At 68.2% G+C, this 23,733-nt stretch carries 35 protein-coding genes; 2 read left to right on the top strand and 33 right to left on the bottom strand.

All coding sequences use genetic code 11. The annotated features are described in order from the left end of the window. Positions 1 to 89: 89 nt before the first annotated feature. The 7 genes from GCN81_RS31990 to GCN81_RS22945 form a co-directional block, all read right to left on the bottom strand. Positions 90 to 257, bottom strand: a complete 168-nt coding sequence (locus tag GCN81_RS31990) for a hypothetical protein (protein ID WP_197287518.1) — start codon at positions 255 to 257, stop codon at positions 90 to 92. Between the two features lie 125 nt (positions 258 to 382). Then, positions 383 to 943: a tRNA (adenosine(37)-N6)-threonylcarbamoyltransferase complex ATPase subunit type 1 TsaE gene (tsaE, locus tag GCN81_RS22970; protein WP_156722969.1), complete on the bottom strand. Its 561-nt coding sequence runs from the start codon at positions 941 to 943 to the stop codon at positions 383 to 385. Beyond that, on the bottom strand, positions 912 to 2,165 hold the full coding sequence (locus GCN81_RS22965) for an alpha/beta fold hydrolase (protein WP_156722967.1): 1,254 nt from the start codon (positions 2,163 to 2,165) through the stop codon (positions 912 to 914). Before GCN81_RS22965 ends, tsaE begins: the two co-directional genes overlap by 32 nt. A 22-nt stretch (positions 2,166 to 2,187) precedes the next feature. After that, positions 2,188 to 3,345 carry an alanine racemase gene (gene alr, locus GCN81_RS22960; RefSeq protein ID WP_156722965.1) on the bottom strand — a complete coding sequence of 386 codons (1,158 nt, stop codon included), beginning with the start codon at positions 3,343 to 3,345 and terminating at the stop codon, positions 2,188 to 2,190. Positions 3,346 to 3,450: 105 nt separating this feature from the next. Further along, positions 3,451 to 5,079 carry an NAD(P)H-hydrate dehydratase gene (locus GCN81_RS22955; protein ID WP_156722963.1) on the bottom strand — a complete coding sequence of 543 codons (1,629 nt, stop codon included), beginning with the start codon at positions 5,077 to 5,079 and terminating at the stop codon, positions 3,451 to 3,453. A gap of 71 nt (positions 5,080 to 5,150) precedes the next feature. Continuing rightward, on the bottom strand, positions 5,151 to 5,519 hold the full coding sequence (locus tag GCN81_RS22950; protein WP_156722961.1) for a holo-ACP synthase: 369 nt from the start codon (positions 5,517 to 5,519) through the stop codon (positions 5,151 to 5,153). 94 nt (positions 5,520 to 5,613) lie between these two features. Further along, positions 5,614 to 5,853: a hypothetical protein gene (locus GCN81_RS22945; protein ID WP_156722959.1), complete on the bottom strand. Its 240-nt coding sequence runs from the start codon at positions 5,851 to 5,853 to the stop codon at positions 5,614 to 5,616. A 134-nt stretch (positions 5,854 to 5,987) separates the two neighbouring features. Here GCN81_RS22945 and coaA point away from each other — a divergent pair, with 134 nt between their 5' ends. Beyond that, entirely contained in the window at positions 5,988 to 6,977 is a 990-nt protein-coding gene (coaA, locus tag GCN81_RS22940) for a type I pantothenate kinase (RefSeq protein ID WP_156722957.1), read from the top strand. Positions 6,978 to 7,067: 90 nt separating this feature from the next. Here the strand turns inward: coaA and glmM are convergent, their stop codons facing one another. From glmM to rplM, 3 genes are all read right to left on the bottom strand, one after another. After that, positions 7,068 to 8,426 (bottom strand): phosphoglucosamine mutase, encoded by a 1,359-nt coding sequence (gene glmM, locus GCN81_RS22935; RefSeq protein WP_156722955.1) that lies wholly within the window; start codon positions 8,424 to 8,426, stop codon positions 7,068 to 7,070. Positions 8,427 to 8,554: 128 nt separating this feature from the next. Further along, a complete protein-coding gene (gene rpsI, locus GCN81_RS22930; RefSeq protein WP_156722953.1) occupies positions 8,555 to 9,076 on the bottom strand; it encodes a 30S ribosomal protein S9 in 522 nt (173 codons plus the stop codon). 46 nt (positions 9,077 to 9,122) lie between these two features. Beyond that, a complete protein-coding gene (gene rplM / locus GCN81_RS22925; RefSeq protein WP_156722951.1) occupies positions 9,123 to 9,566 on the bottom strand; it encodes a 50S ribosomal protein L13 in 444 nt (147 codons plus the stop codon). 313 nt (positions 9,567 to 9,879) lie between these two features. Here rplM and GCN81_RS22920 point away from each other — a divergent pair, with 313 nt between their 5' ends. Next, positions 9,880 to 10,836 (top strand): hypothetical protein, encoded by a 957-nt coding sequence (locus GCN81_RS22920; RefSeq protein ID WP_156722949.1) that lies wholly within the window; start codon positions 9,880 to 9,882, stop codon positions 10,834 to 10,836. A gap of 6 nt (positions 10,837 to 10,842) precedes the next feature. Here GCN81_RS22920 and truA read toward each other — a convergent pair whose 3' ends face one another. The 23 genes from truA to rplP all read right to left on the bottom strand — a co-directional run bounded on the left by truA (position 10,843) and on the right by rplP (position 23,730). Continuing rightward, on the bottom strand, positions 10,843 to 11,709 hold the full coding sequence (gene truA / locus GCN81_RS22915) for a tRNA pseudouridine(38-40) synthase TruA (RefSeq protein WP_156722947.1): 867 nt from the start codon (positions 11,707 to 11,709) through the stop codon (positions 10,843 to 10,845). A gap of 86 nt (positions 11,710 to 11,795) precedes the next feature. Next, positions 11,796 to 12,311: a 50S ribosomal protein L17 gene (gene rplQ / locus GCN81_RS22910; RefSeq protein ID WP_156722945.1), complete on the bottom strand. Its 516-nt coding sequence runs from the start codon at positions 12,309 to 12,311 to the stop codon at positions 11,796 to 11,798. Positions 12,312 to 12,408: 97 nt separating this feature from the next. Then, entirely contained in the window at positions 12,409 to 13,431 is a 1,023-nt protein-coding gene (locus GCN81_RS22905) for a DNA-directed RNA polymerase subunit alpha (protein WP_016645160.1), read from the bottom strand. A gap of 163 nt (positions 13,432 to 13,594) precedes the next feature. Next, positions 13,595 to 13,999 carry a 30S ribosomal protein S11 gene (gene rpsK / locus GCN81_RS22900; protein WP_003948617.1) on the bottom strand — a complete coding sequence of 135 codons (405 nt, stop codon included), beginning with the start codon at positions 13,997 to 13,999 and terminating at the stop codon, positions 13,595 to 13,597. Between the two features lie 65 nt (positions 14,000 to 14,064). Then, a complete protein-coding gene (gene rpsM, locus GCN81_RS22895) occupies positions 14,065 to 14,445 on the bottom strand; it encodes a 30S ribosomal protein S13 (RefSeq protein ID WP_156722943.1) in 381 nt (126 codons plus the stop codon). 197 nt (positions 14,446 to 14,642) lie between these two features. Next, positions 14,643 to 14,756 (bottom strand): 50S ribosomal protein L36, encoded by a 114-nt coding sequence (gene rpmJ / locus GCN81_RS22890; protein WP_003974245.1) that lies wholly within the window; start codon positions 14,754 to 14,756, stop codon positions 14,643 to 14,645. A 59-nt stretch (positions 14,757 to 14,815) separates the two neighbouring features. Continuing rightward, a complete protein-coding gene (infA, locus tag GCN81_RS22885; RefSeq protein ID WP_003948620.1) occupies positions 14,816 to 15,037 on the bottom strand; it encodes a translation initiation factor IF-1 in 222 nt (73 codons plus the stop codon). Positions 15,038 to 15,236: 199 nt separating this feature from the next. Then, positions 15,237 to 16,073, bottom strand: a complete 837-nt coding sequence (gene map / locus GCN81_RS22880) for a type I methionyl aminopeptidase (protein WP_156722941.1) — start codon at positions 16,071 to 16,073, stop codon at positions 15,237 to 15,239. 127 nt (positions 16,074 to 16,200) lie between these two features. After that, positions 16,201 to 16,860 (bottom strand): adenylate kinase, encoded by a 660-nt coding sequence (locus GCN81_RS22875; RefSeq protein ID WP_156722940.1) that lies wholly within the window; start codon positions 16,858 to 16,860, stop codon positions 16,201 to 16,203. Further along, on the bottom strand, positions 16,860 to 18,170 hold the full coding sequence (secY, locus tag GCN81_RS22870) for a preprotein translocase subunit SecY (protein ID WP_156722938.1): 1,311 nt from the start codon (positions 18,168 to 18,170) through the stop codon (positions 16,860 to 16,862). Before secY ends, GCN81_RS22875 begins: the two co-directional genes overlap by 1 nt. 247 nt (positions 18,171 to 18,417) lie before the next feature. Next, complete coding sequence (gene rplO, locus GCN81_RS22865; RefSeq protein WP_156722936.1) at positions 18,418 to 18,873, bottom strand: 50S ribosomal protein L15; 456 nt, start codon at positions 18,871 to 18,873, stop codon at positions 18,418 to 18,420. 1 nt (position 18,874) lies between these two features. Continuing rightward, a complete protein-coding gene (gene rpmD, locus GCN81_RS22860; RefSeq protein WP_156722934.1) occupies positions 18,875 to 19,057 on the bottom strand; it encodes a 50S ribosomal protein L30 in 183 nt (60 codons plus the stop codon). Then, a complete protein-coding gene (gene rpsE / locus GCN81_RS22855) occupies positions 19,057 to 19,662 on the bottom strand; it encodes a 30S ribosomal protein S5 (RefSeq protein WP_156722933.1) in 606 nt (201 codons plus the stop codon). The genes rpmD and rpsE overlap by 1 nt, the downstream gene beginning before the upstream one ends. Before the next feature lie 35 nt (positions 19,663 to 19,697). Next, positions 19,698 to 20,081, bottom strand: coding sequence for a 50S ribosomal protein L18 (gene rplR, locus GCN81_RS22850; protein ID WP_156722931.1), 384 nt, complete (start codon positions 20,079 to 20,081; stop codon positions 19,698 to 19,700). A gap of 3 nt (positions 20,082 to 20,084) precedes the next feature. After that, positions 20,085 to 20,624: a 50S ribosomal protein L6 gene (gene rplF / locus GCN81_RS22845; RefSeq protein ID WP_156722929.1), complete on the bottom strand. Its 540-nt coding sequence runs from the start codon at positions 20,622 to 20,624 to the stop codon at positions 20,085 to 20,087. Between the two features lie 21 nt (positions 20,625 to 20,645). Continuing rightward, complete coding sequence (gene rpsH, locus GCN81_RS22840) at positions 20,646 to 21,044, bottom strand: 30S ribosomal protein S8 (RefSeq protein ID WP_018528360.1); 399 nt, start codon at positions 21,042 to 21,044, stop codon at positions 20,646 to 20,648. A 209-nt stretch (positions 21,045 to 21,253) separates the two neighbouring features. Then, positions 21,254 to 21,439 carry a type Z 30S ribosomal protein S14 gene (locus GCN81_RS22830; protein WP_003956452.1) on the bottom strand — a complete coding sequence of 62 codons (186 nt, stop codon included), beginning with the start codon at positions 21,437 to 21,439 and terminating at the stop codon, positions 21,254 to 21,256. Between the two features lie 5 nt (positions 21,440 to 21,444). Further along, the gene (rplE, locus tag GCN81_RS22825) at positions 21,445 to 22,002 is read right to left on the bottom strand and encodes a 50S ribosomal protein L5 (protein ID WP_156722926.1); all 558 of its coding nucleotides are present in this window, start codon (positions 22,000 to 22,002) and stop codon (positions 21,445 to 21,447) included. Continuing rightward, on the bottom strand, positions 22,002 to 22,325 hold the full coding sequence (gene rplX, locus GCN81_RS22820) for a 50S ribosomal protein L24 (RefSeq protein WP_156722923.1): 324 nt from the start codon (positions 22,323 to 22,325) through the stop codon (positions 22,002 to 22,004). The genes rplE and rplX overlap by 1 nt, the downstream gene beginning before the upstream one ends. Positions 22,326 to 22,327: 2 nt before the next feature. Continuing rightward, positions 22,328 to 22,696, bottom strand: a complete 369-nt coding sequence (gene rplN / locus GCN81_RS22815; protein ID WP_156722921.1) for a 50S ribosomal protein L14 — start codon at positions 22,694 to 22,696, stop codon at positions 22,328 to 22,330. Positions 22,697 to 22,802: 106 nt separating this feature from the next. Beyond that, a complete protein-coding gene (rpsQ, locus tag GCN81_RS22810) occupies positions 22,803 to 23,087 on the bottom strand; it encodes a 30S ribosomal protein S17 (protein WP_156722919.1) in 285 nt (94 codons plus the stop codon). Then, positions 23,087 to 23,311 (bottom strand): 50S ribosomal protein L29, encoded by a 225-nt coding sequence (gene rpmC / locus GCN81_RS22805; protein WP_010036720.1) that lies wholly within the window; start codon positions 23,309 to 23,311, stop codon positions 23,087 to 23,089. The genes rpsQ and rpmC overlap by 1 nt, the downstream gene beginning before the upstream one ends. Further along, on the bottom strand, positions 23,311 to 23,730 hold the full coding sequence (gene rplP, locus GCN81_RS22800; protein WP_156722917.1) for a 50S ribosomal protein L16: 420 nt from the start codon (positions 23,728 to 23,730) through the stop codon (positions 23,311 to 23,313). Before rplP ends, rpmC begins: the two co-directional genes overlap by 1 nt. Between the last annotated feature and the right edge of the window lie 3 nt (positions 23,731 to 23,733).

Here is a 23,733-nt window from a genome sequence, read left to right as displayed (position 1 = left end):
AGGCATCAAACAGCGGCCAGGCATCAGACCGCGCATCAGACAGCGGCCAGGCGTCAGGCGACCGCCGAGTGTCGGACGGCCGCCAGGCGTCAGGCGGCGTCCTTTCGCCGCTGGCCCGCGGTGTCCGGCTCCTCACGCCGCCGCTCCGGCGGCCGCGGCGGGGTGGACACCGCCTTCGCGGCCGCGCACGACGCCAGCAGGTCTCTCATCGACAGCGCTCGCGGCTGCGGCCGTGTCTCACGTTCCGGCGTCGGCATGAATGCCTCCTGAACTCCGAGGGCAAGCGAGTTAGGCATACCTAACCAGCTCTCGGTACCATAGGAACACGCCGGATGTCAGAGGCGCAATATCTTGCCGACGCCTTGTCGGAAAGTCGGAACGTTCAGAGGGCGAGCGCCGCCAGGTCCGCGTCCGCCCACCGCTCGCCCACACCGGCCAGCGTGACCTTCCGTACGTCGTCGTGATCATGCTCCGCGTCGCCGGTGGCGCGGTCGATCACCAGGTGCAGCCGGTCATCCGACAGTTCCTCGACCTTGCCCTCGCCCCACTCCACGACGATCACCGAGTCCGGCAGCGAGACATCAAGGTCCAGGTCCTCCATCTCGTCCAGACCGCCACCAAGCCGGTACGCGTCCACATGCACCAGCGGCGGTCCGTCACCCAGCGGGGGGTGCACCCGGGCGATCACGAAGGTCGGCGAGGTGACGGCACCCCGTACGCCCAGACCCTCGCCGAGCCCACGGGTCAGCGTCGTCTTCCCGGCTCCGAGCGCGCCGGTCAGCATCACGAGGTCACCGGGGCGCAGCAGTTTCGCCAGGCGGCGCCCCAACTCCCGCATCTCCTCGGGAGAGTGAAGGGTGAGCCCTGCCGTGTTGACGGCGGGCCCGAAGGTGTCGGCGAGCGTGGCGGCGTCAGCGGGCGCCGGGCTGTGCGGTGCTTCCATAGTGAGTCACGGTAGCGCCAGTGGCCGCCGGGAGAGCTCCCACGCGGACGAGCAGGTCCCCCAGCCGGTCCGAGACCGCCTCCGGGTGCTCCAGCATCACCAGGTGCCCGCCGTCCGGCACGATCACCAGTTCCGCGTTCGGCAGCGCGTCCGCGATGACCTCACTGTGCTCGCTCGGCGTGACCAGGTCCCGGTCCCCGGCCAGGACGAGCACCGGGATCGCGTACTTGGGCCCGGTGAAGTGCTTCAACGCGTCCGCCTTGTCGTGCTCGACGAACGCCGGATAGAACTCCGCGACCACATCGATCGGCGTCGCCTCGATCAGCCGCTCCGCGAACCGCGCGACGGCCGGGTCCACGTCCTTGGACGCGAACGAGTAGCGCTTGACGATGCCCGCGAAGAGATCCGCCGTCGCCCGCCGACCGCGCTCCACCAGCTCCGCCCGCGAGCCGAGCACCTTCAGCACTCCGGGGAGCACCCGCCGTACGGCGTTGACGCCCACGGCCGGCAGGCCGTAGCTGACCTCGCCGAGCTTCCCCGACGACGTACCGATGAAGGCGACCCCGACCACCCGGTCCCGGACGAACTCAGGGAACTGGTCGGCCAGCGCCATCATCGTCATGCCGCCCATCGAGTGCCCAACCAGCACCAGCGGCCCCTCGGGCGCGGCCGCGTCGATCACCGCCTTGAGGTCGCGGCCCAGTTGCTCGAAGTTGACCGGCACACTCGGTTTGCCATCCTCGGGGGTCTGCGCGCGGCCGCGCTCCGAGTGCCCGTGGCTGCGCTGGTCCCAGTACACCCCGCGTACGACACCGCGCAGGGCGGCCCGCTGAAAGTGCCAGGAGTCCTGACTGAGGCAGTACCCGTGGCTGAACACCACGGTGACCGGGGCCGGAGACTTCCGCCCGAACAACCGCCTGCGCCGCCGCGCGACGCCGTTCGACGGGTCGACCTCGTCCACCTCGTAGTGCAGCTCGGTGCCGTCTTCCGCCCGCGCCCTGCCGGGAGTGCCGCGCAGGGTGCCGTACGGGCCCGTGGAGTCCAGCGCGAGCCTGGCCTTCCTGCGGATGTCACGCCCGACGGTGAGCCGCTCGACCGCGACACCGGCCGCCGCGCCCGCGGCGACCACACCCACCGCGACACCGGCGACACCGGCCCGGCGCCAGTTGTCGGCGGCCGAGCCCGCCAGAGCGATCGCGTCCCCCGTACTGGTCTCGCTCACTGTGCCCGCTCCTCGTAGCTGGTTAACCTTCGGCGCGCTCGTTCACATAGACGCGCGGGACCCGCGATCCGATGCGCGTCACGATCTCGTACGCGATGGTGCCCGCGGCCCGCGCCCAGTCCTCGGCGGTCGGCTCACCCCGGTCCCCCGGGCCGAACAGTACGGCCGACTCCCCCACCCGCGGCTCATCGCCACCCAGATCGACAACGAACTGGTCCATCGCGATCCGCCCCGCCGCCGTCCGCAGCTTGCCGCCGACCAGCACCGGACCACGGCCGGACGCGTGGCGCGGCAGTCCGTCACCGTAGCCGACGGGCACTAGACCGAGGGTCGTGTCGCCCGGGGTGACGAAGTGATGTCCGTAACTCACACCATGCCCCGCCGGAACATGCTTCACCAACGCCAACGAGGCCTCAAGGGTCATCACCGGCCGCAACCCGAAGTCCTCCGGCACGCCCACCTCCGGGCTCGGCGACACGCCATACATCGCGATGCCGGGCCGCACCAGGTCATAGTGCGACTCGGCGAGCGTCAGAGTCGCGGGCGAGTTCGCGATATGCCGCACCTCGGGACGGAGGCCCGCCGTCTCCGCGTAGCCAAGCGCCCGCTCGAAGGCGGCCGTCTGGGCGGCGATCGAGGGATGGCCGGGTTCGTCCGCACAGGCATAGTGCGACCAGATGCCGGTGACCTTGACCGAACCCTCCGCCTCGGCCTTCAGCGCGGCCTCCACCAGCTCCGCCCAGTCCGCGGGCTGGCAGCCGTTACGGCCCAGGCCGGTGTCGGCCTTGAGCTGCACTCGGGCCGTACGCCCCAGGGCGCGAGCCGCCGCCGTGACCTCGCGCAGCGCCCACATCCCGCTCACCGACGCCTCGATATCGGCCTCGATCGCCTCGCGCCAGGGTCCGCCGGGCGTCCACAGCCAGCACAACACCCGGGCCTGCTCAGGCCCGATCCCCGCGGCACGCAGGGCGAGCGCCTCCTCGGGGGTCGCGGTGCCCACCCAGCTCGCACCCGCCTGGAGCGCGGCCCTGGCACAGGGCAGCATGCCGTGCCCGTACGCGTCCGCCTTCACCACGGCCATGAACTCGGCACGGGGCGCGCGGGCGCGCAAAGCCCGCACATTGGCCCGCAGGGCGGCCAAATCGATCTCGGCGCGGACGCGCAAGGATGTCTCGTTCATCGCGCCCAGTCTCTCAGAGCCCCCCGCCGCCCCTCCCGCAGCCGCCACCACCGGCAACCACGCGCCGACGTACGGCGCCGCGGCTACGCGGCTACGCGGCTACGCTCAGCTGCGCCGTACGTCGCGCCAGGCCTCGGGGACCGCGTCCGCGACATCGTGCGCGCTCACCGGCGCACCCACCGCCGCACCGACACCACCCGCCGCACCGCCACCACCCGCGGCACCGCCACCCCCCGTGCCCGCGCCCGCCGCCGCATGCCGCGCCGCGAGCCCATGCACGTACGCCCCCACCGACGCGGCGTCCACTGGCGCGAGCCCCGCCGCGAGCAGCGACCCCGCGAGGCCGGACAGCACGTCACCGCTCCCGGCCGTCGCCAGCCACGGCGTACCCGTCGGGTTGACCCGCACCGGACGGTGACGGCCCTCCGCGGGCTCCGCCACCAACGTCGTATCCCCCTTCAGCAGAACCGTCGCCGCATACACCTCCGCCAGCTCCCGCACAGCCGCCAACCGCGCCCCCTCGACCTCCGCCCGCGACACCCCCAGCAGCGCCGCCGCCTCCCCCGCGTGCGGCGTCAGCACCGTAGGCGCCCGACGGCCCCGCACCGCCGCCGGATCGGCGAGCCGCAGCCCGTCCGCGTCAACCAGCACCGGCACGTCGCACCCCAGCACGTCCGCCAGCCGCTCGGCGTCGTCACCGAGCCCGGGCCCGACGACCCACGCCTGCACCCGCCCCGCCTTCGACGGCGGCCCCGCCGACACCAGCGACTCCGGATAGCGAGCGAGCACCGCGTCCGCCGCGGGCCCCACGTACCGCACAGCCCCCGCCCCACCACGCACGGCGCCCGCCACCGCGAGCACCGCCGCACCCGGATAGCGCGCCGAGCCCGCCGCGATACCGACGACGCCCCGCCGGTACTTGTCGCTCGCCGCGCCCGGCTCCGGCAGCAGGGCGGCCACATCGGCGTACTGCAACGCCTGAACGTCCGGCGCATTCGATCCATCCGGCGCATTCGATCCATCCGGGGCATGCGATCCATCCGGAGCATCCGGCAGCGACAGCCCGATGTCGACCAGCCGCACCGCGCCCGCGTACGTCCGCGCGGGGTCGATCAGCAGCCCCGGCTTGTACGTCCCGAAGGTCACCGTCGCGTCCGCACGCACCGCGTCCCCCCGCACCTCACCGGTATCCGCCTCGACGCCGCTGGGCAGATCCACGGCGACGACGACCGCACCGGAACTCCGCGCGCCCGCGACCAGGGCGGCGAGCCGGGCGGCACCGGGCCGCAGCCCACCCCGCCCACCGATCCCGACGATCCCGTCCACAATGAGGTCAGCCCGCCGCAGCACGCCCCCCACAGCCTCCGCGACCGCCGCACCTTCCGCATCCGCCGCACCTTCCGCATCCGCCACGCCCTCCGCGGACACCACGCCACCCCCCGCCCCCCGAAGCGCGGCCAGCCCCCCAGCGTGCGTACGCTCCGGCGCGAGCAGCACCGCCGTCACGCCCGCCCCGCGCCGCGCGAGTCGCGCCCCGGCGTACAGCGCGTCCCCGCCGTTGTCCCCGCTGCCCACGAGCAGCACGACCCGGGCCCCGTACACCCGCCCCAGCAGCTCGGCACAGGCGACCGCGAGCCCGGCCGCCGCCCGCCGCATCAGCGTCCCCTCGGGCACCCGCGCCATCAGCTCCCGCTCGGCGGCCCTGACCGTCTCCACGCAGTACGCAGTACGCATGCCCCGAGTCTGCCGCACAGCACTGACACACACCCGCACCCACACTCACCCCCACCCGCGCCCACCGCGAGCTACCCCTCCGCCACCACCACCGCCGACGCCACCCCCGCGTCATGGCTCAGCGACACATGCCAGCCCTGCACCCCGAGCTCCGCCGCCCGCCGTGCCACGCTGCCGCGTACCCGCAGGCGGGGCTGGCCGCTGTCCTCGACGTACACCTCGGCGTCGGTCCAGAGGAGGCCCGCAGGCGCGCCCAGCGCCTTCGCCAGCGCCTCCTTGGCCGCGAAGCGTGCGGCCAGCGAGGCCACCCCGCGCCGTTCACCGCTGGGGAGCAGCAGCTCATGCTCCACGAAAAGCCGGTCCGCGAGCCCCGGTGTGCGCTCCATAGACACCCGGAAGCGCTCGATCTCCGCGACGTCGATCCCCACCCCGATGATCACTTGCCCGCTCTCCGCTCACTCGACTCGCACACGCGGGCAGCCTACGGCGCGAATCCCAGCAGGACGGTCAGGCCAAGCAGGAGGGGCAGAACGTTCAGCGACCGCGGGCTATGCGGTCCACCGCGTCCTGGACGAGGGCAAGGTATTCCGCTTCCTCGCAGCGCGGCTTGCTGCCCATCTCGTACAGGTCGAGGCAGTCGCCCAGGTCCTCGACCAGATCCTCATCCGGAAGGTCCAGCGCCAGTTCGCTGCACACCTCTCCGGAGAACCCCGCCGAGGGAGACTGACCAGCTGGTTTTCGACGGACGAGATCACGGACAACGCGCGCGTACATGCGGGGGCCTCCAGATCGACACCCCCGGTGCCGCGGACGCTATCCCCCTACGCCCGTCCCGGTCCATGCCCAGAGCAACACCCGCGTGACATACGACACCCGCCATGCCGTTCATCCACCCGCGACAATGAAGGGTGATCACTTCGCCGCCCCGCAGTGCCCACCGCCGCGCGGAGTCGACGCCCTACGTCGACCTGACCCGCACCGAGTGGAGCGCCCTGCGCGACAAGACACCGCTGCCGCTCACCGCCAGCGAGGTGGAGCGGCTGCGCGGCCTCGGTGACGTCATCGACCTCGACGAGGTACGAGACGTCTACCTGCCGCTCTCCCGGCTGCTCAACCTGTACGTCGGCGCGACCGACGGCCTGCGCGGCGCACTGAACACCTTCCTCGGCGACGCGGGCAACGGCCACGGAACACAGCACGGCACGCCCTTCGTGATAGGCGTCGCGGGCTCGGTCGCGGTCGGCAAGTCGACCGTCGCCCGCCTCCTCCAGGCGCTGCTGGCCCGCTGGCCCGAGCACCCCCGGGTCGAGCTGGTCACCACGGACGGCTTCCTGCTCCCCATGAAGGAGCTCAAGGCACGCGGGCTCACGTCACGGAAGGGGTTCCCGGAGTCGTACGACCGACGGGCCCTCACCCGCTTCGTGGCCGACATCAAGGCGGGCAAGGACGAGGTCACCGCACCGGTCTACTCCCACCTGATCTACGACATCGTCCCGGGCCAGCGGCTGACCGTACGACGCCCGGACATCCTCATCGTGGAGGGGCTGAACGTCCTACAGCCCGCCCTGCCCGGCAAGGACGGCCGCACCAGAGTCGGTCTGGCCGACTACTTCGACTTCAGCGTGTACGTCGACGCCAAGGCCGAGGACATCGAGAACTGGTATCTCAACCGGTTCAAGAAACTCCGTCAGACGGCGTTCCAGAACCCCGACTCGTACTTCCACCGGCACACCGAGGTCTCCGAGGAGGAGGCGCTCGACTACGCGCGCACGATGTGGCGCACCATCAACAAGCCCAACCTGGTGGAGAACGTCGCCCCGACCCGCGGCCGCGCCACACTGGTCGTACGCAAGGGCCCCGACCACAAGGTCCAACGCCTGAGCCTCCGCAAACTCTGACGCCACATCGCGCCACGCTCACAACGCAACGCTGCCCCGCCCAGGATCAACTCCTAGGCGGGGCAGCATCATGACACCAGGTCACACGGCTTACCCAAGCGCCGACTTCACCACATCGGCCAACCGCCCCGCCACCGACCGCGCCTGCTCGATATCCGCGGCCTCGACCATCACCCGCACCAGCGGCTCCGTACCGGACGGCCGCAGCAGCACCCGCCCCGTCGCACCGAGTTCCCGCTCCGCCTCGGTGACCGCCGCGGCGAGCTCCGCCGAGGTCGACACCCGGGACTTGTCCACGTCCGGGACGTTGATCAGCACCTGCGGCAGCTGCTCCATGACCGAGGCCAGGTCCGCGAGCGTGCGCCCGGTGGCCGCGACCCGGGCCGCCAGCATCAGCCCGGTCAGGGTGCCGTCGCCGGTCGTCGCGTGGTCGAGGATGATCACATGCCCGGACTGCTCGCCACCGAGCGCGTAGCCGTGCTCCTTCATCGACTCCAGTACGTACCGGTCACCGACGGCGGTCTGGATCAGGTCGACGCCCTCGCGCTCCATGGCCAGCTTGAAGCCCAGGTTCGACATGACGGTGGCGACGACCATGTTCTCGCGCAGCGCGCCGCGCTCCCGCATCGCCAGGGCCAGTACGGCGAGGATCTGGTCGCCGTCGACCTCGGCGCCGGTGTGGTCGACGGCCAGGCAGCGGTCCGCGTCGCCGTCGTGTGCGATGCCGAGGTCGGCGCCGTGCTCGACGACGGCGGCCTTGAGCAGCCCCAGGTGGGTGGAGCCGCAGCCGTCGTTGATGTTCAGGCCGTCCGGCTCGGCGCCGATCGTGATGACCTCGGCCCCGGCCCGCGCGAACGCCTCGGGCGAGACCCGGGCCGCGGCGCCGTGCGCCTCGTCAAGCACGATCTTCAGGCCGTCGAGACGGTTCGGCAGTACGCCGATGAGGTGCGCGATGTACTGGTCGAAGCCCTCGTCGTACGCGCGGACCCGGCCGACGTCCGCACCGGTCGGGCGCTGCCAGGGCGCACCGGTGCGGTGCTGCTCGTACAGGGCCTCGATGCGGTTCTCCAGCTCGTCGGCCAGCTTGTGACCACCACGGGCGAAGAACTTGATGCCGTTGTCCGGCATGGCGTTGTGGCTCGCGGAGAGCATCACGCCGAGGTCGCCGCCGAGCGCGCCGGTGAGATACGCCACCGCGGGGGTCGGCAGCACGCCGACGCGCAGCACGTCCACACCCGCGCTGGCCAGGCCCGCGACCACCGCGGCCTCCAGGAACTCCCCGGACGCGCGCGGGTCACGCCCGACCACCGCGACCGGCCGATGGCCTTCGAACGTGCCCGCCTCAACGAGTACATGAGCCGCTGCCACGGAGAGTCCGAGCGCGAGCTCGGCCGTCAGATCCGCGTTGGCGACACCGCGCACACCGTCCGTGCCGAAGAGTCGTCCCACTGATGTCCTCCGAACGTGTCTGAAGCCTCGGAGGTACACCGATCGGGTAGCTCCGAAAATGAAGCACGAACGCCCCGGCGGCACGCAACGTGCCGCCGGGGCGAACGAGTGGTCCAAGCAGCCAGCGATTAGCGCTTGCTGTACTGCGGAGCCTTACGGGCCTTCTTGAGACCGGCCTTCTTGCGCTCGACCGCACGGTCGTCACGCTTGAGGTAACCGGCCTTCTTGAGGGCGCCGCGGTTGTTGTCGACGTCGGCCTCGTTCAGCGCGCGGGCGACACCGAGACGGAGCGCACCGGCCTGACCGGAGACGCCGCCACCCGAGATGCGGGCGACGACGTCGTAGCGGCCGTCCAGCTCGAGCACCTTGAAGGGCTCGTTGACTTCCTGCTGGTGGACCTTGTTCGGGAAGTAGTCCTCGAGCGTGCGCCCGTTGACCTTCCACTTGCCGGTGCCCGGGACGATCCGGACGCGGGCGATGGCGTTCTTGCGACGGCCCAGGCCGGCGGCCGGCTGCGGCTCGCCGAACGCGGAGGCCATCGACTCCGAGGTGTACTCGCCCTCAAGGGGCACCTCGGACTCGGTCGTGTACTGCTCGACGTCGGCGATCTCGGTCTCTTCGACCGGCTGCTCAACGGTGGTCTCGGCCACGATTCTCCTCAGATCTTTCTGTACGTCTTAGGGGCTGTGGCCGGTATTACTGCGCGACCTGGGTGATCTCGAACGGCACCGGCTGCTGGGCAGCGTGCGGGTGCTGGTCGCCCGAGTAGATCTTCAGCTTCGAGAGCATCTGACGACCCAGGGTGTTCTTGGGGATCATGCCCTTGATGGCCTTCTCGACGGCCTTCTCGGGGTTCTTGGCGAGCAGCTCGTCGTAGCGCACCGAGCGGAGGCCGCCCGGGTAGCCGGAGTGGCGGTACGCCATCTTCTGGGTCTTCTTGTTGCCGGACAGGTGAACCTTGTCGGCGTTGACGATGATGACGAAGTCGCCCATGTCCATGTGGGGGGCATAGGTCGGCTTGTGCTTGCCCCGGAGGAGGTTCGCTGCCGTAGTCGCCAGACGGCCCAGGACGATGTCCTGCGCGTCGATGATGTGCCACTGGCGAGTGACATCGCCGGGCTTGGGGCTGTACGTACGCACGGTCGTAGCCTTCGCTTCTTCAGTGAGTGGGTCCTGACAAGGCCACCACGGACGATGTACGACAGCCCTGGCGGACATCGGTGACGCAACCGAGTCCTGCCGCTGGTCATCGGCCCGGTGGGCCGGTGTAAGGGCCCCTCACGTGAGAATGAGAAAGCCAATACACATAACGAACTAGCAGAATACCCGCGCTGGCCCGTACGGGTCAAAACGCGCGCATGCCTCACGGCACTGCCAGCGGACATCTTACCTGCCTCCTGGCATACCCCCGACCCTGGCGGCGGCTCCCGGCCCAGGCTCTAGGATGCGGCGCATGAGCTTTGGGCAAGGGGGGCCGCAGTCGGGCCCAGGGGGAGAACACGGACCAGCGGGACCTCCCAGCTGGAGTCCGCCCGGCGGCTACCCGGGTCCGCAGCAGCCCGACCCGTATGCCGGGCCGCAGGGCGCGCCGCCCTCCGGTCCCGCGCCCGACTGGGCGGCGCTCGCCGAGGCGTCCGAGGCCCGTGCCCGGCGCCGCAGGTGGCTGCTGATCGGTGGAGGCGCGCTGGCCACGGCCGCCGTGGGCTCCGTGGTCGCGTTCGCCGTCATCTCGGCGAACAGCGGCGAGACGTCCGCGAACAAGCCGTCGGGGCAGCTGCCGCCGTCCGCCACGCTCCCGAGCAACACCGACTCGCCCGCGCCGTCCTTCGCGGAGACCGAGCCGCCGCCCCCGCCGGACCCCAAGGAGTTCATATCGAGCGCCGAGAAGGACAAGGCGCCGCTGAGCGCCGACACCCTCTTCCCGAGCGGGAACCACACCAAGAACGACGGCACGGTCTACCAGCGCGGCGCCACCGACACCACCGACAAGTGCGCCGACGCCACCCAGGGTGACCTCGGCACCGTACTCACCAAGAACGACTGCGAGCAGGTCTTCCGCACCAGCTACCAGAAGGACGGGATCGCGGTCACCGTCGGCATCGCCGTCTTCGACAGCGAGAAGCAGGCGCTCCAGGCCAAGAAGCAGGCCGACGGCGGCAACCTCCGGTCGCTGTCCGGCGCCAGCGTCCCCGCCTTCTGCGAGACCTCGCTCTGCCGTAAGACGACCAACTCCTACGGCCGCTACGCCTACTTCACCATCACCGGCTTCACCAACGGCAAGGACGTGACCACGTCCGACAAGCCGGTCTTCACCGCCGGGGACGACCTCGCGCTGTTCGCCTTCCAGCAGATCCGGGCCCGCGGCGAGGCCCAGGCATCGGCGGCGGTCCGCTCCCCCGCCACCGCCTGAGCCCGCTCAGCAGCACCCAGCCCCGGCCCCGGCCCCAGGCAGCGTCCGCCGGTTCCGTGCCTCCAGGTTGCGCGCCGCGAGGAGATCGTCCGCGGGATAGCCGACCTCCTCCAGGGTCAGCCCATGCGGCCGCACCACATGGACGGCGGAGTCCCGCACCCCCGCGGCCAGCACCTTCGCGGGCCACTCCACCGGCCGGTGCCCGTCGCCCACGAACAGCATCGCGCCGACCAGCGAGCGCACCATGTTGTGGCAGAAGGCGTCCGCCTTCACGGTCGCGGTGATGATCCCGTCCGCCCCGCGCTCCCAGCTCAGCCGCTGGAGGGTACGGATGGTGGTCGCTCCCTCGCGCTTCTTGCAGTACGCCGCGAAGTCATGCTCCCCGACCAGCTTCTCCGCCGCCGCGTTCATCGCGTCGACGTCCAGCTCCCAGTCGTGCCAGAGCACGTGGCCGCGCAGCAGCGGGTCGACGCCACCGGGGTGATCGGTGACGCGATAGGCGTAGCGCCGCCAGATCGCCGAGAACCGCGCGTTGAAGCCGCTCGGTGCCTCGGCCACCCGCCAGACCCGCACATCGTGCGGCAGTCGCCCAGCGAGCCTGCGGAGCAGCTTCTCGCGGTGCTCAGCCCACAGCTCGGCGGGCAGATCGACATGGGCCACCTGCCCGCGGGCGTGCACCCCGCTGTCCGTACGCCCGGCGACCGTCAGCTCGTACGTCTCCTGCGACCGCGTCACCGTGCGCAGCGCGTCCTCGATCTCCGCCTGTACGGTGCGCTGCCCCTGGCGCTGCTTGGCCCAGCCGGAGAAGTCCCTGCCGTCGTAGGAAAGGTCCAGCCGCACCCGTACGAATCCGGGCTCTACTTCGTCACTCACCCGTAGATCCTCTCAAAACCTCAAGACAGCGGAACGGGCCCGCACCCCCGAAGGGATGCGGGCCCGCCCGATGGACCTCAGAACGCTCAGGCGTCCTTGGCCTCGGTCTCAGCCGCGGCCTCAGGCTTGGCGTCCTCGACGACCTCGTCCTTCTTGAGGTCGGCGACGGCCTCGTCACCAGCGGCGTCCTTGGCGGAACGCTTGGTGGCGGCCTCGGCCTCACCGACAGCGGTCTGCTGCACGGTCAGCGCCTCGACCAGCTCGATGACAGCCATGGGCGCGTTGTCGCCACGGCGGTTACCGATCTTGGTGATACGGGTGTAACCACCCGGGCGGTTCTCGTAACGCGGGCCGATCTCCGTGAAGAGCGTGTGCACGATGCTCTTGTCGGTGATGGTTGCCAGCACCTGGCGGCGGTTGTGAAGGTCACCCTTCTTCGCCTTGGTGATCAGGCGCTCCGCGACCGGGCGCAGACGGCGCGCCTTGGCCTCGGTGGTGGTGATCCGGCCGTGCTCGAACAGCGACTTGGCGAGGTTCGCCAGCATCGCCTTCTCGTGCGAAGCGCTGCCGCCCATACGGGCGCCCTTGGCGGGCTTCGGCATGGTCTTTCTCCTTCTTTGCTGCACCGGCCGTGTGAGGTACCGGTGTCAGTTCCCCCGAGGCGGTCGCCCCGGGGAAGTTTTCAGTACTGGACGGTGCTCAGTACTGCTCGGTCTCGACGAAACCGGCGTCCGCGTCGTCGTCGGCGCCAAAGGCGTCAGCGGCGGCGGTGGGGTCGAAGCCGGGAGGGCTGTCCTTGAGGGCCAGGCCCATGCCGTTGAGCTTCATCTTGACCTCGTCGATCGACTTCGCACCGAAGTTGCGGATGTCGAGCAGGTCGGCCTCGGAGCGCGCCACGAGCTCACCCACGGAGTGGATGCCCTCACGCTTGAGGCAGTTGTACGAGCGAACGGTGAGCTCGAGCTCCTCGATCGGCAGCGCGAGATCAGCGGCGAGGGCGGCGTCCGTCGGGGACGGGCCCATGTCGATGCCCTCGGCGTCGATGTTGAGCTCGCGGGCCAGACCGAACAGCTCGACCAGGGTCTTACCGGCCGACGCCATGGCGTCACGCGGACGCATGGCCTGCTTGGTCTCGACGTCGACGATCAGCTTGTCGAAGTCGGTGCGCTGCTCGACACGGGTCGCCTCGACCTTGTACGTGACCTTGAGCACCGGCGAGTAGATGGAGTCGACCGGGATACGGCCGATCTCCTGGCCCACCTGCTTGTTCTGGACGGCGGAGACGTAGCCACGACCGCGCTCGACGGTCAGCTCCATCTCCAGCTTGCCCTTGCCGTTCAGCGTGGCGAGGACGAGGTCGGGGTTGTGCACCTCGACACCGGCCGGGGGCGCGATGTCGGCGGCGGTGACCAGACCCGGGCCCTGCTTGCGCAGGTACATCACGACCGGCTCGTCGTGCTCCGAGGAGACGACCAGCTGCTTGATGTTGAGGATCAGGTCGGTGACGTCCTCCTTGACGCCCGGCACGGTGGTGAACTCGTGCAGGACACCGTCGATACGGATGGACGTGACCGCCGCACCCGGGATCGAGGAGAGGAGCGTACGGCGCAGGGAGTTGCCGAGGGTGTAGCCGAAGCCCGGCTCCAGCGGCTCGATCACGAACCGGGACCGGAACTCGTCGACGACCTCTTCGGTCAACGACGGACGCTGAGCGATCAGCATGCGTGGATTCCTTCAGTCAGGGGCACCCGCTATTTGATGCCCATGGAGTACTACACAAGGGTACGGGCGATACGGCCCGAAAGAGCCATACCGCCCGGAACCTCAGATCAAGCGACGCGTGTCAGGTGACATGCATCAGACGACGTGCGTCAGACGATGTACGTCAGACGCGACGGCGCTTGGGGGGACGGCAGCCGTTGTGCGGCGTGGGGGTGACATCCTGGATCGAGCCGACCTCGAGGCCGGTGGCCTGGAGGGAGCGGATCGCGGTCTCACGGCCGGAACCGGGACCCTTGACGAAGACGTCGACCTTGCGCATGCCGTGCTCCTGCGCGCGACGGGCAGCCGACTCGGCGGCCATCTGCGCGGCGAACGGAGTCGACTTACGCGAGCCCTTGAAGCCCACGTGGCCCGCGGAGGCCCACGAGATCACGTTGCCGGTCGGGTCCGTGATGGACACGATCGTGTTGTTGAACGTGCTCTTGATGTGCGCGTGGCCGTGAGCGACGTTCTTCTTTTCCTTGCGGCGCACCTTCTTGGCAGCGCCCTGACGACCCTTGGGGGGCATCTAAATCTCCTACAGGGAGGTGGTCGGTCCTACAGCGAAGACCGCTGGCGGGGGTCCGCTGAGGACTACTTCTTGCCCGGCTTCTTCTTACCGGCGATGGCGCGACGCGGGCCCTTGCGGGTGCGGGCGTTGGTGCTGGTGCGCTGACCGTGAACGGGCAGGCCACGGCGGTGACGCAGACCCTGGTAGCAGCCGATCTCGACCTTGCGGCGGATGTCGGCCTGGATCTCGCGGCGGAGGTCACCCTCGGTACGGAGGTTGGCGTCCACGTACTCACGGATCTTGACCAGGTCCTCTTCGGACAGGTCACGAACGCGGGTGTTGGGGTTCACGCCGGTCTCGGCGAGAGTCCGCTGGGACTGAGTCCGGCCGATGCCGAACACGTAGGTGAGGGCGACCTCGACGCGCTTGTCACGCGGGATGTCGACACCGGAAACGCGTGCCATTCAATGGCTCCAGTTGATTCTCGGAGGTCTTCCGCAGCACCGCTCCCAACCGCCGACCACTTCCTTCGAAGCGGTGGTACGGACTGGGTCCCCGGCCTCCGAGCCGGGGGTGTCGCCCTCCGTTACAGAGAGGGACGGGTCCTGCGTATGTACATTTCGCTTGCGTCGCGCGAAGTTCTGCGGGTGCAGTAGGTGCGTCAGCCCTGGCGCTGCTTGTGGCGCGGGTTGTCGCAGATAACCATGACCCGGCCGTGACGGCGGATCACCCTGCACTTGTCGCAGATCTTCTTGACGCTCGGCTTGACCTTCATGTGGGTGAGGTTCTCCGGGTCAGTGCCACCACCCCGCGGACGCGGGGCACAGGCAAGATCTACTTGTAGCGGTAGACGATCCGGCCACGGGTGAGGTCGTACGGAGACAGCTCCACCACGACCCGGTCGTCAGGGAGGATGCGGATGTAGTGCATACGCATCTTGCCGCTGATGTGTGCCAGGACCTGGTGGCCGTTCTGGAGCTCAACCTTGAACATGGCGTTCGGCAGAGACTCGACGACAGTGCCCTCGATCTCGATGGCACCTTGCTTCTTGGCCACGCTTCGCCCTTCGAATCGACTACCTTGATCGACCTCGTGCGCACATGCAGACACACGGATGCACGAGAGCCGACGAGTCAGTCTACGTCAGGGACCTCGGAAAGACGAATCGAGGAAGGATGCCCCGCTGACAAGATCGTTAAGCAAGACGCAGGCCAGGCACAGGCCAGGCAGGCGCCAGGCAGGGGCCAGGCCCAGCTCAGCCCAGCGGGTCCGGCGCGGCCGTGATTCCGTACTCCGCCAGCTTCGCCCTGCCGCAGTCCGGCGCCGTCAGGACCAGCGGGCCCTGCTCCGTCAGCGCGATGGAGTGCTCCCAGTGCGAGGACCAGGTGCCGTCCGTGGTTTCCACGGTCCAGTCGTCCTCAAGCACCTCGGTGCGGGCGGTGCCCAGGCTCACCATCGGCTCGATGGCCAGGCACGTACCGGGCACCAGCTTGGGCCCACGGCCACGGCGGCGCTCGACGTAGTTCAGGACGTGCGGCTCCATGTGCATCTGGCTGCCGATGCCGTGGCCGCCGTAGTCCTGGATGATGCCGTACTTGCCGCTGGCCGGACGGGGCTGGCGGCGGATGTACGTCTCGATGGCCTTGGAGATGTCCACCAGCCGGTTGCCCAGCTTCATGGCCGCGATCCCGGCCCACATGGACTCCTCGGTCACCCGGGAGAGCTCCACCAGCTCGGGGGCGTGCCCGGACCCGACGAAGGCGGTGTACGCCGCGTCACCGTGCCAGCCCTCGATGATCGCGCCCGCGTCGATGGAGATGATGTCGCCGTCCTTGAGGACGGTCTCCTCGCTGGGGATGCCGTGCACCACGACCTGGTTCACCGACGTGCAGATGGTGGCGGGGAAGCCGCCGTACCCGAGGAAGTTCGACTTGGCGCCGTGCTCGGCCAGCACCTTGCGCGCCACGTCGTCCAGGTCCTTGGTGGTGGCGCCGGGCACCGCCGCCGCACGCGTGGCCTGGTGGATGGCGGCGACGACCAGTCCCGCCGCACGCATCTTGGCGATCTGCTCGGGAGTCTTGATCTCCACCATCGGGGCTTGCCTTCCAGATTCACGGTCATGGTCTTTACGCGGTCACCACCGCAACCGCCACTTGCTAACACTACGGCCGCGGTGACTGTTCGGTCACCGCGGCCGTAGGGGACGTACTGGCGCTGGCTCAGCTCTCGTCGGACTGCTTCAGCGCGGCCATCGCCCGCTCGGTCACATCGGCGACCTCACCGAGCGCGGAGATGGTGACCACCAGACCCTGGGCCCGGTAGTGGTCGATGATCGGCTCCGTCTGCTCGTGGTAGACGTCGAGCCGGGTGCGCACCGTCTCCTCGCTGTCGTCACCGCGCTGGTAGAGCTCGCCGCCACAGGCGTCACAGACATCCGCGGTCTTCGGCGGGCTGTACGTGACGTGGAAGACGTGCGCGCTGTCCTTGCGGCAGATCCGCCGCCCGGCGATGCGCTTGACGACCTCGTCCTCGGGAACCTCGAGGTCGAGCACCGCGTCCAGCTGCTGGCCCTCGGACTTGAGGAACTCGTCCAGCGCCTCGGCCTGCGGCACATTGCGCGGGAAGCCGTCGAGCAGGAAGCCACCAGCGGCGTCCGGCTGCTCCATGCGGTCCTTGGCCATGTCAATGGTGACCTCGTCCGGCACCAGTTGACCGGCGTCCATGATCGTCTTAGCACGCCTGCCCAGCTCAGTGCCCTGGCTGATGTTGGCGCGGAAGAGGTCGCCCGTGGAGATGTGCGGGATCGCGAGGTTCTTGGCGAGGTACGCGGCTTGCGTGCCCTTGCCAGCTCCTGGCGGTCCAACGAGGACGATACGCATCAGCGGAGGAACCCTTCGTAATTGCGCTGCTGGAGCTGGCTTTCGATCTGCTTCACGGTTTCCAGACCCACACCCACGATGATGAGGATGCTCGTCCCGCCGAACGGGAAGTTCTGGTTCGCGCCGAAGCCCGCCAACGCCATTGTCGGCACAAGAGCGATCAGGCCCAGATACAGCGACCCCGGCCAGGTGATCCGGTTGAGCACGTAGCTCAGATACTCAGCGGTGGGTCGACCAGCCCGGATGCCCGGGATGAAGCCACCATACTTCTTCATGTTGTCAGCGACTTCCTCGGGGTTGAACGAGATCGCCACATAGAAGAAGGCGAAGAACACGATCAACAGGAAGTACAGGATCAGGTGCGGCGTCGCGCCGCTGTCGGCCAGGTTGTCCTGGATCCAGCGCGCCCATCCGGAAGTCGAGCCGGAGAACTGCACGATCAGCGCCGGGATGTAGAGCAGCGACGAGGCGAAGATGACCGGGATGATGCCCGCCTGGTTGACCTTCAGCGGGATGTACGTGGACGTGCCGCCGTACGACCTGCGGCCGATCATGCGCTTCGCGTACTGGACCGGGATACGGCGCTGGGCCTGCTCGACGAAGACGACCAGGCCGACCATGAAGAGGCCCACCAGGATCACGATGCCGAACTCAATCCAGCCGTTGGCCAGCGAGCCCTGCTCCTTGATGGCCCACAGCGCGCCGGGGAAGCCGGCGGCGATGGAGATGAACATCAGGATCGACATGCCGTTGCCGATGCCGCGGTCGGTGATGAGCTCACCGAGCCACATGACGGTGGCCGTACCGGCGGTCATCGTGATGACCATGGTGACGGTGACGAAGATCGACTGGTCGGGGACGATCTGTCCGGCCTCCGGGCAACCCGGGAACAGTGCGCCGCTGCGGGCGGTGGCCACCAGGCCGGTGCCCTGCAGGACGGCGAGGGCGACGGTCAGATAACGCGTGTACTGCGTGATCTTCGCCTGGCCGGACTGGCCCTCCTTCTTGAGGGCTTCAAGGCGCGGGATCACCACGGTCAGCAGCTGCAGAATGATGCTCGCGGTGATGTAGGGCATGATGCCCAGCGCGAAGATGGTGACCTGGAGCAGCGCGCCACCACTGAACATCTGCATCAGGCCCATGAGACCGCCGGTATCGGCTCGGTCCAGGCATGCCTGAATGTTCGTGTAACTCACGCCGGGCAGCGGAATGTGCGCCCCGAAGCGGTAGACCACGATGATGCCGAGTGTGAAGAGCAGCTTCTTGCGCAGGTCGGGAGTTTGGAACGCCCGGGCGAACGCGGTGAGCACGGTGCCTCCTGCGACCCCCGCGCTACTGCGTCAGAGGTGACGGTCTTGAGGATCGACGTTTATGGACAGACAAGAGCCGCGGAGTCTGCCGAACGGACGGACCACGCGGCCCGGGACCGAAGTCCCAGATCGAATTACAGCAACAACGCACGCCACCTTACCGGCGCGCGTCGTCCCCCGGAACGACCAACCGGGGATGCCCCATTTGTGATGGGCATCCCCGGTGGGATCGTTCAGATCATCGGGCTCAGACGAGCTCGGTGACGGTGCCACCAGCGGCGGCGATCTTCTCCTTGGCGGAGCCGGAGACGGCGTCAACCGTCACCTGCAGCGCCACGGAAACCTCGCCCTGACCGAGGACCTTGACCAGGCTGTTCTTGCGAACGGCGCCCTTGGCGACCAGATCGGCCACCGTGACCTCGCCACCCTGCGGGTAGAGCGCGGCCAGCTTGTCAAGGTTCACGACCTGGTACTCGGTCTTGAACGGGTTCTTGAAGCCCTTGAGCTTCGGGAGACGCATGTGGAGGGGCATCTGGCCACCCTCGAAGCGCTCCGGAACCTGGTAACGGGCCTTGGTGCCCTTGGTACCACGACCAGCGGTCTTACCCTTGGACGCCTCACCACGACCGACACGGGTCTTGGCGGTCTTGGCACCCGGGGCAGGACGGAGGTTGTGGACCTTCAGCGGGTTCTGCTCCGCCATGTCAGTCGACCTCCTCGACCTTGACGAGGTGACGCACGGTGTGGACCATGCCGACGACCTCGGGGCGAGCCTCCCGGACGACGCTGTCGTTCAGCCGCTTGAGGCCGAGCGTGCGCAGCGTGTCACGGTGGTTCTGCTTGCTGCCGATGTACGACTTCGTCTGCGTGATCTTAAGGCGGGTCATTACGCACCCGCCCCAGCACGCGCACGGAGCAGAGCCGCGGGGGCGACGTCCTCGAGCGGCAGACCACGGCGGGCCGCGATCTCCTCGGGACGCTGCAGGCCCTTGAGGGCCGTCACGGTCGCGTGCACGATGTTGATCGCGTTGGACGAGCCGAGCGACTTCGACAGGATGTCGTGCACGCCGGCGCACTCGAGCACGGCACGCACCGGGCCACCGGCGATAACGCCGGTACCGGGGGAAGCCGGCTTGAGCATGACGACGCCAGCCGCCTTCTCACCCTGGATCGGGTGCGGGATGGTGCCCTGGATGCGGGGGACCTTGAAGAAGTTCTTCTTGGCCTCCTCGACGCCCTTGGCGATGGCGGCCGGAACTTCCTTGGCCTTGCCGTAACCGACACCCACGGTGCCGTCACCATCGCCTACCACGACGAGCGCGGTGAAGCTGAAGCGACGACCACCCTTCACAACCTTGGCGACGCGGTTGATCGCGACAACGCGCTCAACGTACGCGGTCTTCTCGGCGGCAGATGCGCCACCGTCGCGACCCTTCCGGTCCCGCCGCTCGCCGCCACCGGCACCGCTTCCGCGGCGCTGGGGTCCAGCCATTGGATTACCTCTCTCTTTCCGCTAGCTACGGAAGCTCAGAACTTGAGTCCGGCTTCGCGGGCGGCGTCCGCCAGGGCGGCGATGCGCCCGGCGTACTGGTTACCACCACGGTCGAACACGACGGCCTCGATGCCCGCGGCCTTGGCGCGCTCGGCGACCAGGGCCCCGACCTGCTTGGCCTGCGCGGACTTGTCGCCCTCGCCACCGCGGATCGACGTGTCCAGGGTGGACGCCGACGCGAGGGTGTGACCCTTCACGTCGTCGATCACCTGGGCGACGATGTTGCGGTTGGAGCGCGTCACGACCAGGCGCGGACGCTCAGCCGAACCCGTGACCTTCTTACGGATCCGGATGTGACGACGCTTGATGGCCGCACGCTTGTAAGCGTCGCCCTTAGCGATCTTCGTACCGTATGCCATGGCTTACTTACCCGCCTTTCCGACCTTGCGGCGGATGACTTCGCCCTCGTACTTGACACCCTTGGCCTTGTACGGGTCGGGCTTGCGCAGCTTGCGGATGTTGGCCGCAACCTCGCCGACCTTCTGCTTGTCGATGCCCTCGACCGAAAGCTTGGTCGCGGACTCCACCTTGAAGGTGATGCCCTCGGGGGCCTCGATCAGGATCGGGTGGCTGTAGCCGAGCGAGAACTCCAGGTTGGAGCCCTTCGCCAGGACGCGGTAACCGACACCGCTGATCTCGAGCTTCTTCACGTAACCCGTGGTCACGCCGGTGATCATGTTCGCCACCAGCGTGCGGGACAGGCCGTGCAGGGCCTTGTTCTGACGCTCGTCGTTGGGGCGGGTGACGTTGAGCACGCCATCCTCGCCCTTAGCAACCTCGATCGGTGCGGCGACGGTGTGCGAGAGGGTTCCCTTGGGGCCCTTCACCTGCACCGTACGGCCGTCGATGGTGACGTCCACGCCGGCGGGAACCGTGATGGGGAGCTTGCCAATACGCGACATTAGCTTTTCCTCCGTTCCCGACTACCAGACGTAGGCGAGGACTTCCCCACCTACGCCCTTCTTGCCTGCCTGCTGACCGGTCAGAAGACCGTGCGACGTGGAGATGATCGCCACGCCGAGGCCGCCAAGGACCTTGGGCAGGTTGGTGGACTTCGCGTAAACCCGGAGACCGGGCTTGGAGATCCGCTTGATGCCCGCGATGGAGCGCTCACGGTTCGGGCCGAACTTCAGCTCGAGGACGAGGTTCTTGCCGACCTCGGCGTCCTCGACCTTCCAGCCCGTGATGAAGCCCTCCTGCTGGAGAATCTCCGCGATGTGAGACTTGATCTTGCTGTGCGGCATCGCCACGGTGTCGTGGTACGCCGAGTTCGCGTTACGCAGACGCGTCAGCATGTCCGCGATCGGATCAGTCATGGTCATGAATTGGCCTTCGGCCTCTCTCACCGGGGTTTCCTGTATGCGCCATCCCTCTCCCCACACAGGGGCGGGACGGGTGCGGCGCGGGGACCTACGGCGTAGTAAGTCGGTAGGGCAGCGAGTGCCCAACCCCACAAGCCTACGGCATGTGAAGGAGGGCTCCCGCCGACCCGATACTTACCGAGAGCCTCTGGGTCATCCCAACTAAGGGATTACCAGGAGCTCTTGGTCACGCCCGGCAGCTCGCCACGGTGAGCCATCTCACGAAGGCACACGCGGCACAGGCCGAACTTGCGGTACACGGAGTGCGGACGGCCACAGCGCTGGCAGCGGGTGTAGGCACGCACACCGAACTTGGGCTTACGAGCAGCCTTGGCAATAAGAGCCTTCTTCGCCATCTCGCTTACGCCTCCTTGAACGGGAAGCCGAGGTGACGAAGGAGGGCGCGGCCCTCGTCGTCGTTGGTCGCCGTGGTGACCACGGTGATGTCCATACCCCGGACGCGGTCGATCTTGTCCTGGTCGATCTCGTGGAACATGACCTGCTCGGTGAGACCGAAGGTGTAGTTGCCACGGCCGTCGAACTGCTTGGGGGACAGACCACGGAAGTCGCGGATGCGCGGCAGCGCGAGCGACAGGGTGCGGTCCAGGAACTCCCACATGCGGTCGCCACGGAGCGTGACGTGGCAGCCGATCGGCTGGCCCTCACGCAGCTTGAACTGCGCGATGGACTTACGGGCCTTGGTGACGGCCGGCTTCTGACCGGTGATCGTGGTGAGGTCCTTGATGGCACCATCGATCAGCTTGGAGTCGCGGGCGGCGTCGCCCACACCCATGTTGACCACGATCTTCACGAGGCCGGGGATCTGCATGACGTTCTCGTACGAGAACTCCTCACGCAGCTTGCCCGCGATCTCCTCGCGGTACTTCGTCTTGAGACGCGGAGTGGTGGTGGTCGTCATCAGATGTCCTCACCCGTCCGCTTGGCAACGCGGATCTTGTTGCCCTCGTCGTCGAAGCGGTAACCGACGCGAGTGACGACCTTGTTGCCGTCCTTCTCCACGACGAGCTGCACGTTGCTCACGTGCACCGGCGCCTCGGTGGTGACGATGCCGCCGGCCTGCGAAGCGCGGCCCGGCTGGTTCGCCTTCGTGTGCTTCTTGACCCGGTTGACACCCTCGACCAGGACGCGGTCCTCGCGGGGGAAGGCCGCGATGACCTTGCCCTGCTTGCCCCTGTCCTTACCGGTGATGACCTGTACCAGGTCGCCCTTCTTGATCTTCATGCTTACAGCACCTCCGGCGCGAGCGAGATGATCTTCATGAACTTCTTCTCGCGCAGCTCACGGCCGACCGGGCCGAAGATACGGGTGCCGCGAGGGTCGCCGTCGTTCTTCAGAACAACAGCGGCGTTCTCGTCGAAGCGGATGTACGAGCCGTCCGGACGGCGGCGCTCCTTGACGGTGCGAACGATGACCGCCTTGATGACGTCACCCTTCTTCACGTTGCCGCCGGGGATCGCGTCCTTGACAGTGGCGACGATGACGTCACCGATGCCCGCGTAGCGGCGACCCGAGCCACCGAGAACACGGATGCAAAGGATTTCCTTCGCACCAGTGTTGTCGGCGACCTTGAGTCGCGACTCCTGCTGGATCACGTCTATCTCCTGATCGTCTGCCGGTTCCCGGCAGGGGCTTCACTCTTACGAGGTCGGCCCCTGCCGAGCCTGGCGGAACTGTCCTGCGGGATGAGCCCCGCAGGAATTACTTGGCCTTCTCGAGGATCTCGACGATGCGCCAGCGCTTGGTGGCGGACAGCGGCCGGGTCTCCATCAGGAGGACACGGTCGCCGACACCGGCAGCGTTCTGCTCGTCGTGGGCCTTGAGCTTGTTGGTACGGCGGATGACCTTGCCGTACAGCGCGTGCTTGACACGGTCCTCGACAGCGACGACGACGGTCTTGTCCATCTTGTCGCTGACGACCAGACCCTCACGGGTCTTGCGGAATCCGCGGGCGGCAGTCTCTTCAGTCACGTTCTTCTCGCTCATCAGGCGCTCTCCACCGTCTCGATGCCCAGCTCGCGCTCACGCATGAGGGTGTAGATCCGCGCGATGTCCTTGCGGACGGCCTTGAGCCGGCCGTGGTTCTCGAGCTGACCAGTCGCCGCCTGGAAGCGGAGGTTGAACAGCTCTTCCTTGGCCTCGCGGAGCTTGTTGAGAAGCTCCTCGTTGCCCAGCTCGCGCAGCTCGGACGCCTTGGTACCGGCCGACATCACGACTCACCTGCCTCGCGCCGAACGATCCGGCACTTCATCGGAAGCTTGTGAGCAGCGCGGGTAAGCGCCTCACGCGCAATCTTCTCGTTCGGGTAGGACAGCTCGAACATCACCCGACCGGGCTTGACGTTCGCGATCCACCACTCGGGGGAACCCTTACCGGAACCCATGCGGGTCTCGGCGGGCTTCTTGGTCAGCGGGCGGTCCGGGTAGATGTTGATCCAGACCTTGCCGCCACGCTTGATGTGACGCGTCATGGCGATACGAGCGGCCTCGATCTGACGGTTCGTCACGTAGGCCGGGGTCACCGCCTGGATGCCGTACTCGCCGAACGCCACCTCAGTGCCACCCTTGGCCATACCACTGCGCTTGGGGTGGTGCTGCTTGCGGTGCTTGACCCTACGAGGGATCAGCATGTC

Origin of the sequence: Streptomyces apocyni (assembly GCF_009739465.1) — a bacterium.
Taxonomy (GTDB): Bacteria; Actinomycetota; Actinomycetes; order Streptomycetales; family Streptomycetaceae; genus Streptomyces; species Streptomyces apocyni.
Note: the sequence above shows the minus strand (reverse complement) of the source record. Positions and strands in the feature narration are given on the sequence as shown.

Coding starts and splice junctions, on each gene's coding strand:
- rplE (WP_156722926.1), bottom strand. CDS start 22,002: ATGACGACCACCACCACTCCGCGTCTCAAGACGAAGTACCGCGAGGAG.
- GCN81_RS22955 (WP_156722963.1), bottom strand. CDS start 5,079: ATGCGTACTGCGTACTGCGTGGAGACGGTCAGGGCCGCCGAGCGGGAG.
- rplP (WP_156722917.1), bottom strand. CDS start 23,730: ATGCTGATCCCTCGTAGGGTCAAGCACCGCAAGCAGCACCACCCCAAG.
- rplF (WP_156722929.1), bottom strand. CDS start 20,624: ATGTCGCGTATTGGCAAGCTCCCCATCACGGTTCCCGCCGGCGTGGAC.
- GCN81_RS22830 (WP_003956452.1), bottom strand. CDS start 21,439: ATGGCGAAGAAGGCTCTTATTGCCAAGGCTGCTCGTAAGCCCAAGTTC.
- rpsE (WP_156722933.1), bottom strand. CDS start 19,662: ATGGCTGGACCCCAGCGCCGCGGAAGCGGTGCCGGTGGCGGCGAGCGG.
- rplQ (WP_156722945.1), bottom strand. CDS start 12,311: ATGCCGAAGCCCGCCAAGGGCGCCCGTATGGGCGGCAGCGCTTCGCAC.
- GCN81_RS22945 (WP_156722959.1), bottom strand. CDS start 5,853: ATGTACGCGCGCGTTGTCCGTGATCTCGTCCGTCGAAAACCAGCTGGT.
- rpmD (WP_156722934.1), bottom strand. CDS start 19,057: ATGACCCGCCTTAAGATCACGCAGACGAAGTCGTACATCGGCAGCAAG.
- rpsQ (WP_156722919.1), bottom strand. CDS start 23,087: ATGAGCGAGAAGAACGTGACTGAAGAGACTGCCGCCCGCGGATTCCGC.
- GCN81_RS31990 (WP_197287518.1), bottom strand. CDS start 257: ATGCCGACGCCGGAACGTGAGACACGGCCGCAGCCGCGAGCGCTGTCG.
- rpmJ (WP_003974245.1), bottom strand. CDS start 14,756: ATGAAGGTCAAGCCGAGCGTCAAGAAGATCTGCGACAAGTGCAGGGTG.
- rpsH (WP_018528360.1), bottom strand. CDS start 21,044: ATGACCATGACTGATCCGATCGCGGACATGCTGACGCGTCTGCGTAAC.
- rplX (WP_156722923.1), bottom strand. CDS start 22,325: ATGAAGATCAAGAAGGGCGACCTGGTACAGGTCATCACCGGTAAGGAC.
- GCN81_RS22875 (WP_156722940.1), bottom strand. CDS start 16,860: ATGCGTATCGTCCTCGTTGGACCGCCAGGAGCTGGCAAGGGCACGCAA.
- tsaE (WP_156722969.1), bottom strand. CDS start 943: ATGGAAGCACCGCACAGCCCGGCGCCCGCTGACGCCGCCACGCTCGCC.
- GCN81_RS22905 (WP_016645160.1), bottom strand. CDS start 13,431: ATGCTGATCGCTCAGCGTCCGTCGTTGACCGAAGAGGTCGTCGACGAG.
- map (WP_156722941.1), bottom strand. CDS start 16,073: ATGGTGGAGATCAAGACTCCCGAGCAGATCGCCAAGATGCGTGCGGCG.
- GCN81_RS22920 (WP_156722949.1), top strand. CDS start 9,880: ATGAGCTTTGGGCAAGGGGGGCCGCAGTCGGGCCCAGGGGGAGAACAC.
- rpsK (WP_003948617.1), bottom strand. CDS start 13,999: ATGCCCCCCAAGGGTCGTCAGGGCGCTGCCAAGAAGGTGCGCCGCAAG.
- alr (WP_156722965.1), bottom strand. CDS start 3,345: ATGAACGAGACATCCTTGCGCGTCCGCGCCGAGATCGATTTGGCCGCC.
- rplO (WP_156722936.1), bottom strand. CDS start 18,873: ATGGCGGAGCAGAACCCGCTGAAGGTCCACAACCTCCGTCCTGCCCCG.
- rpsM (WP_156722943.1), bottom strand. CDS start 14,445: ATGGCACGCGTTTCCGGTGTCGACATCCCGCGTGACAAGCGCGTCGAG.
- rpmC (WP_010036720.1), bottom strand. CDS start 23,311: ATGTCGGCCGGTACCAAGGCGTCCGAGCTGCGCGAGCTGGGCAACGAG.
- rplR (WP_156722931.1), bottom strand. CDS start 20,081: ATGGCATACGGTACGAAGATCGCTAAGGGCGACGCTTACAAGCGTGCG.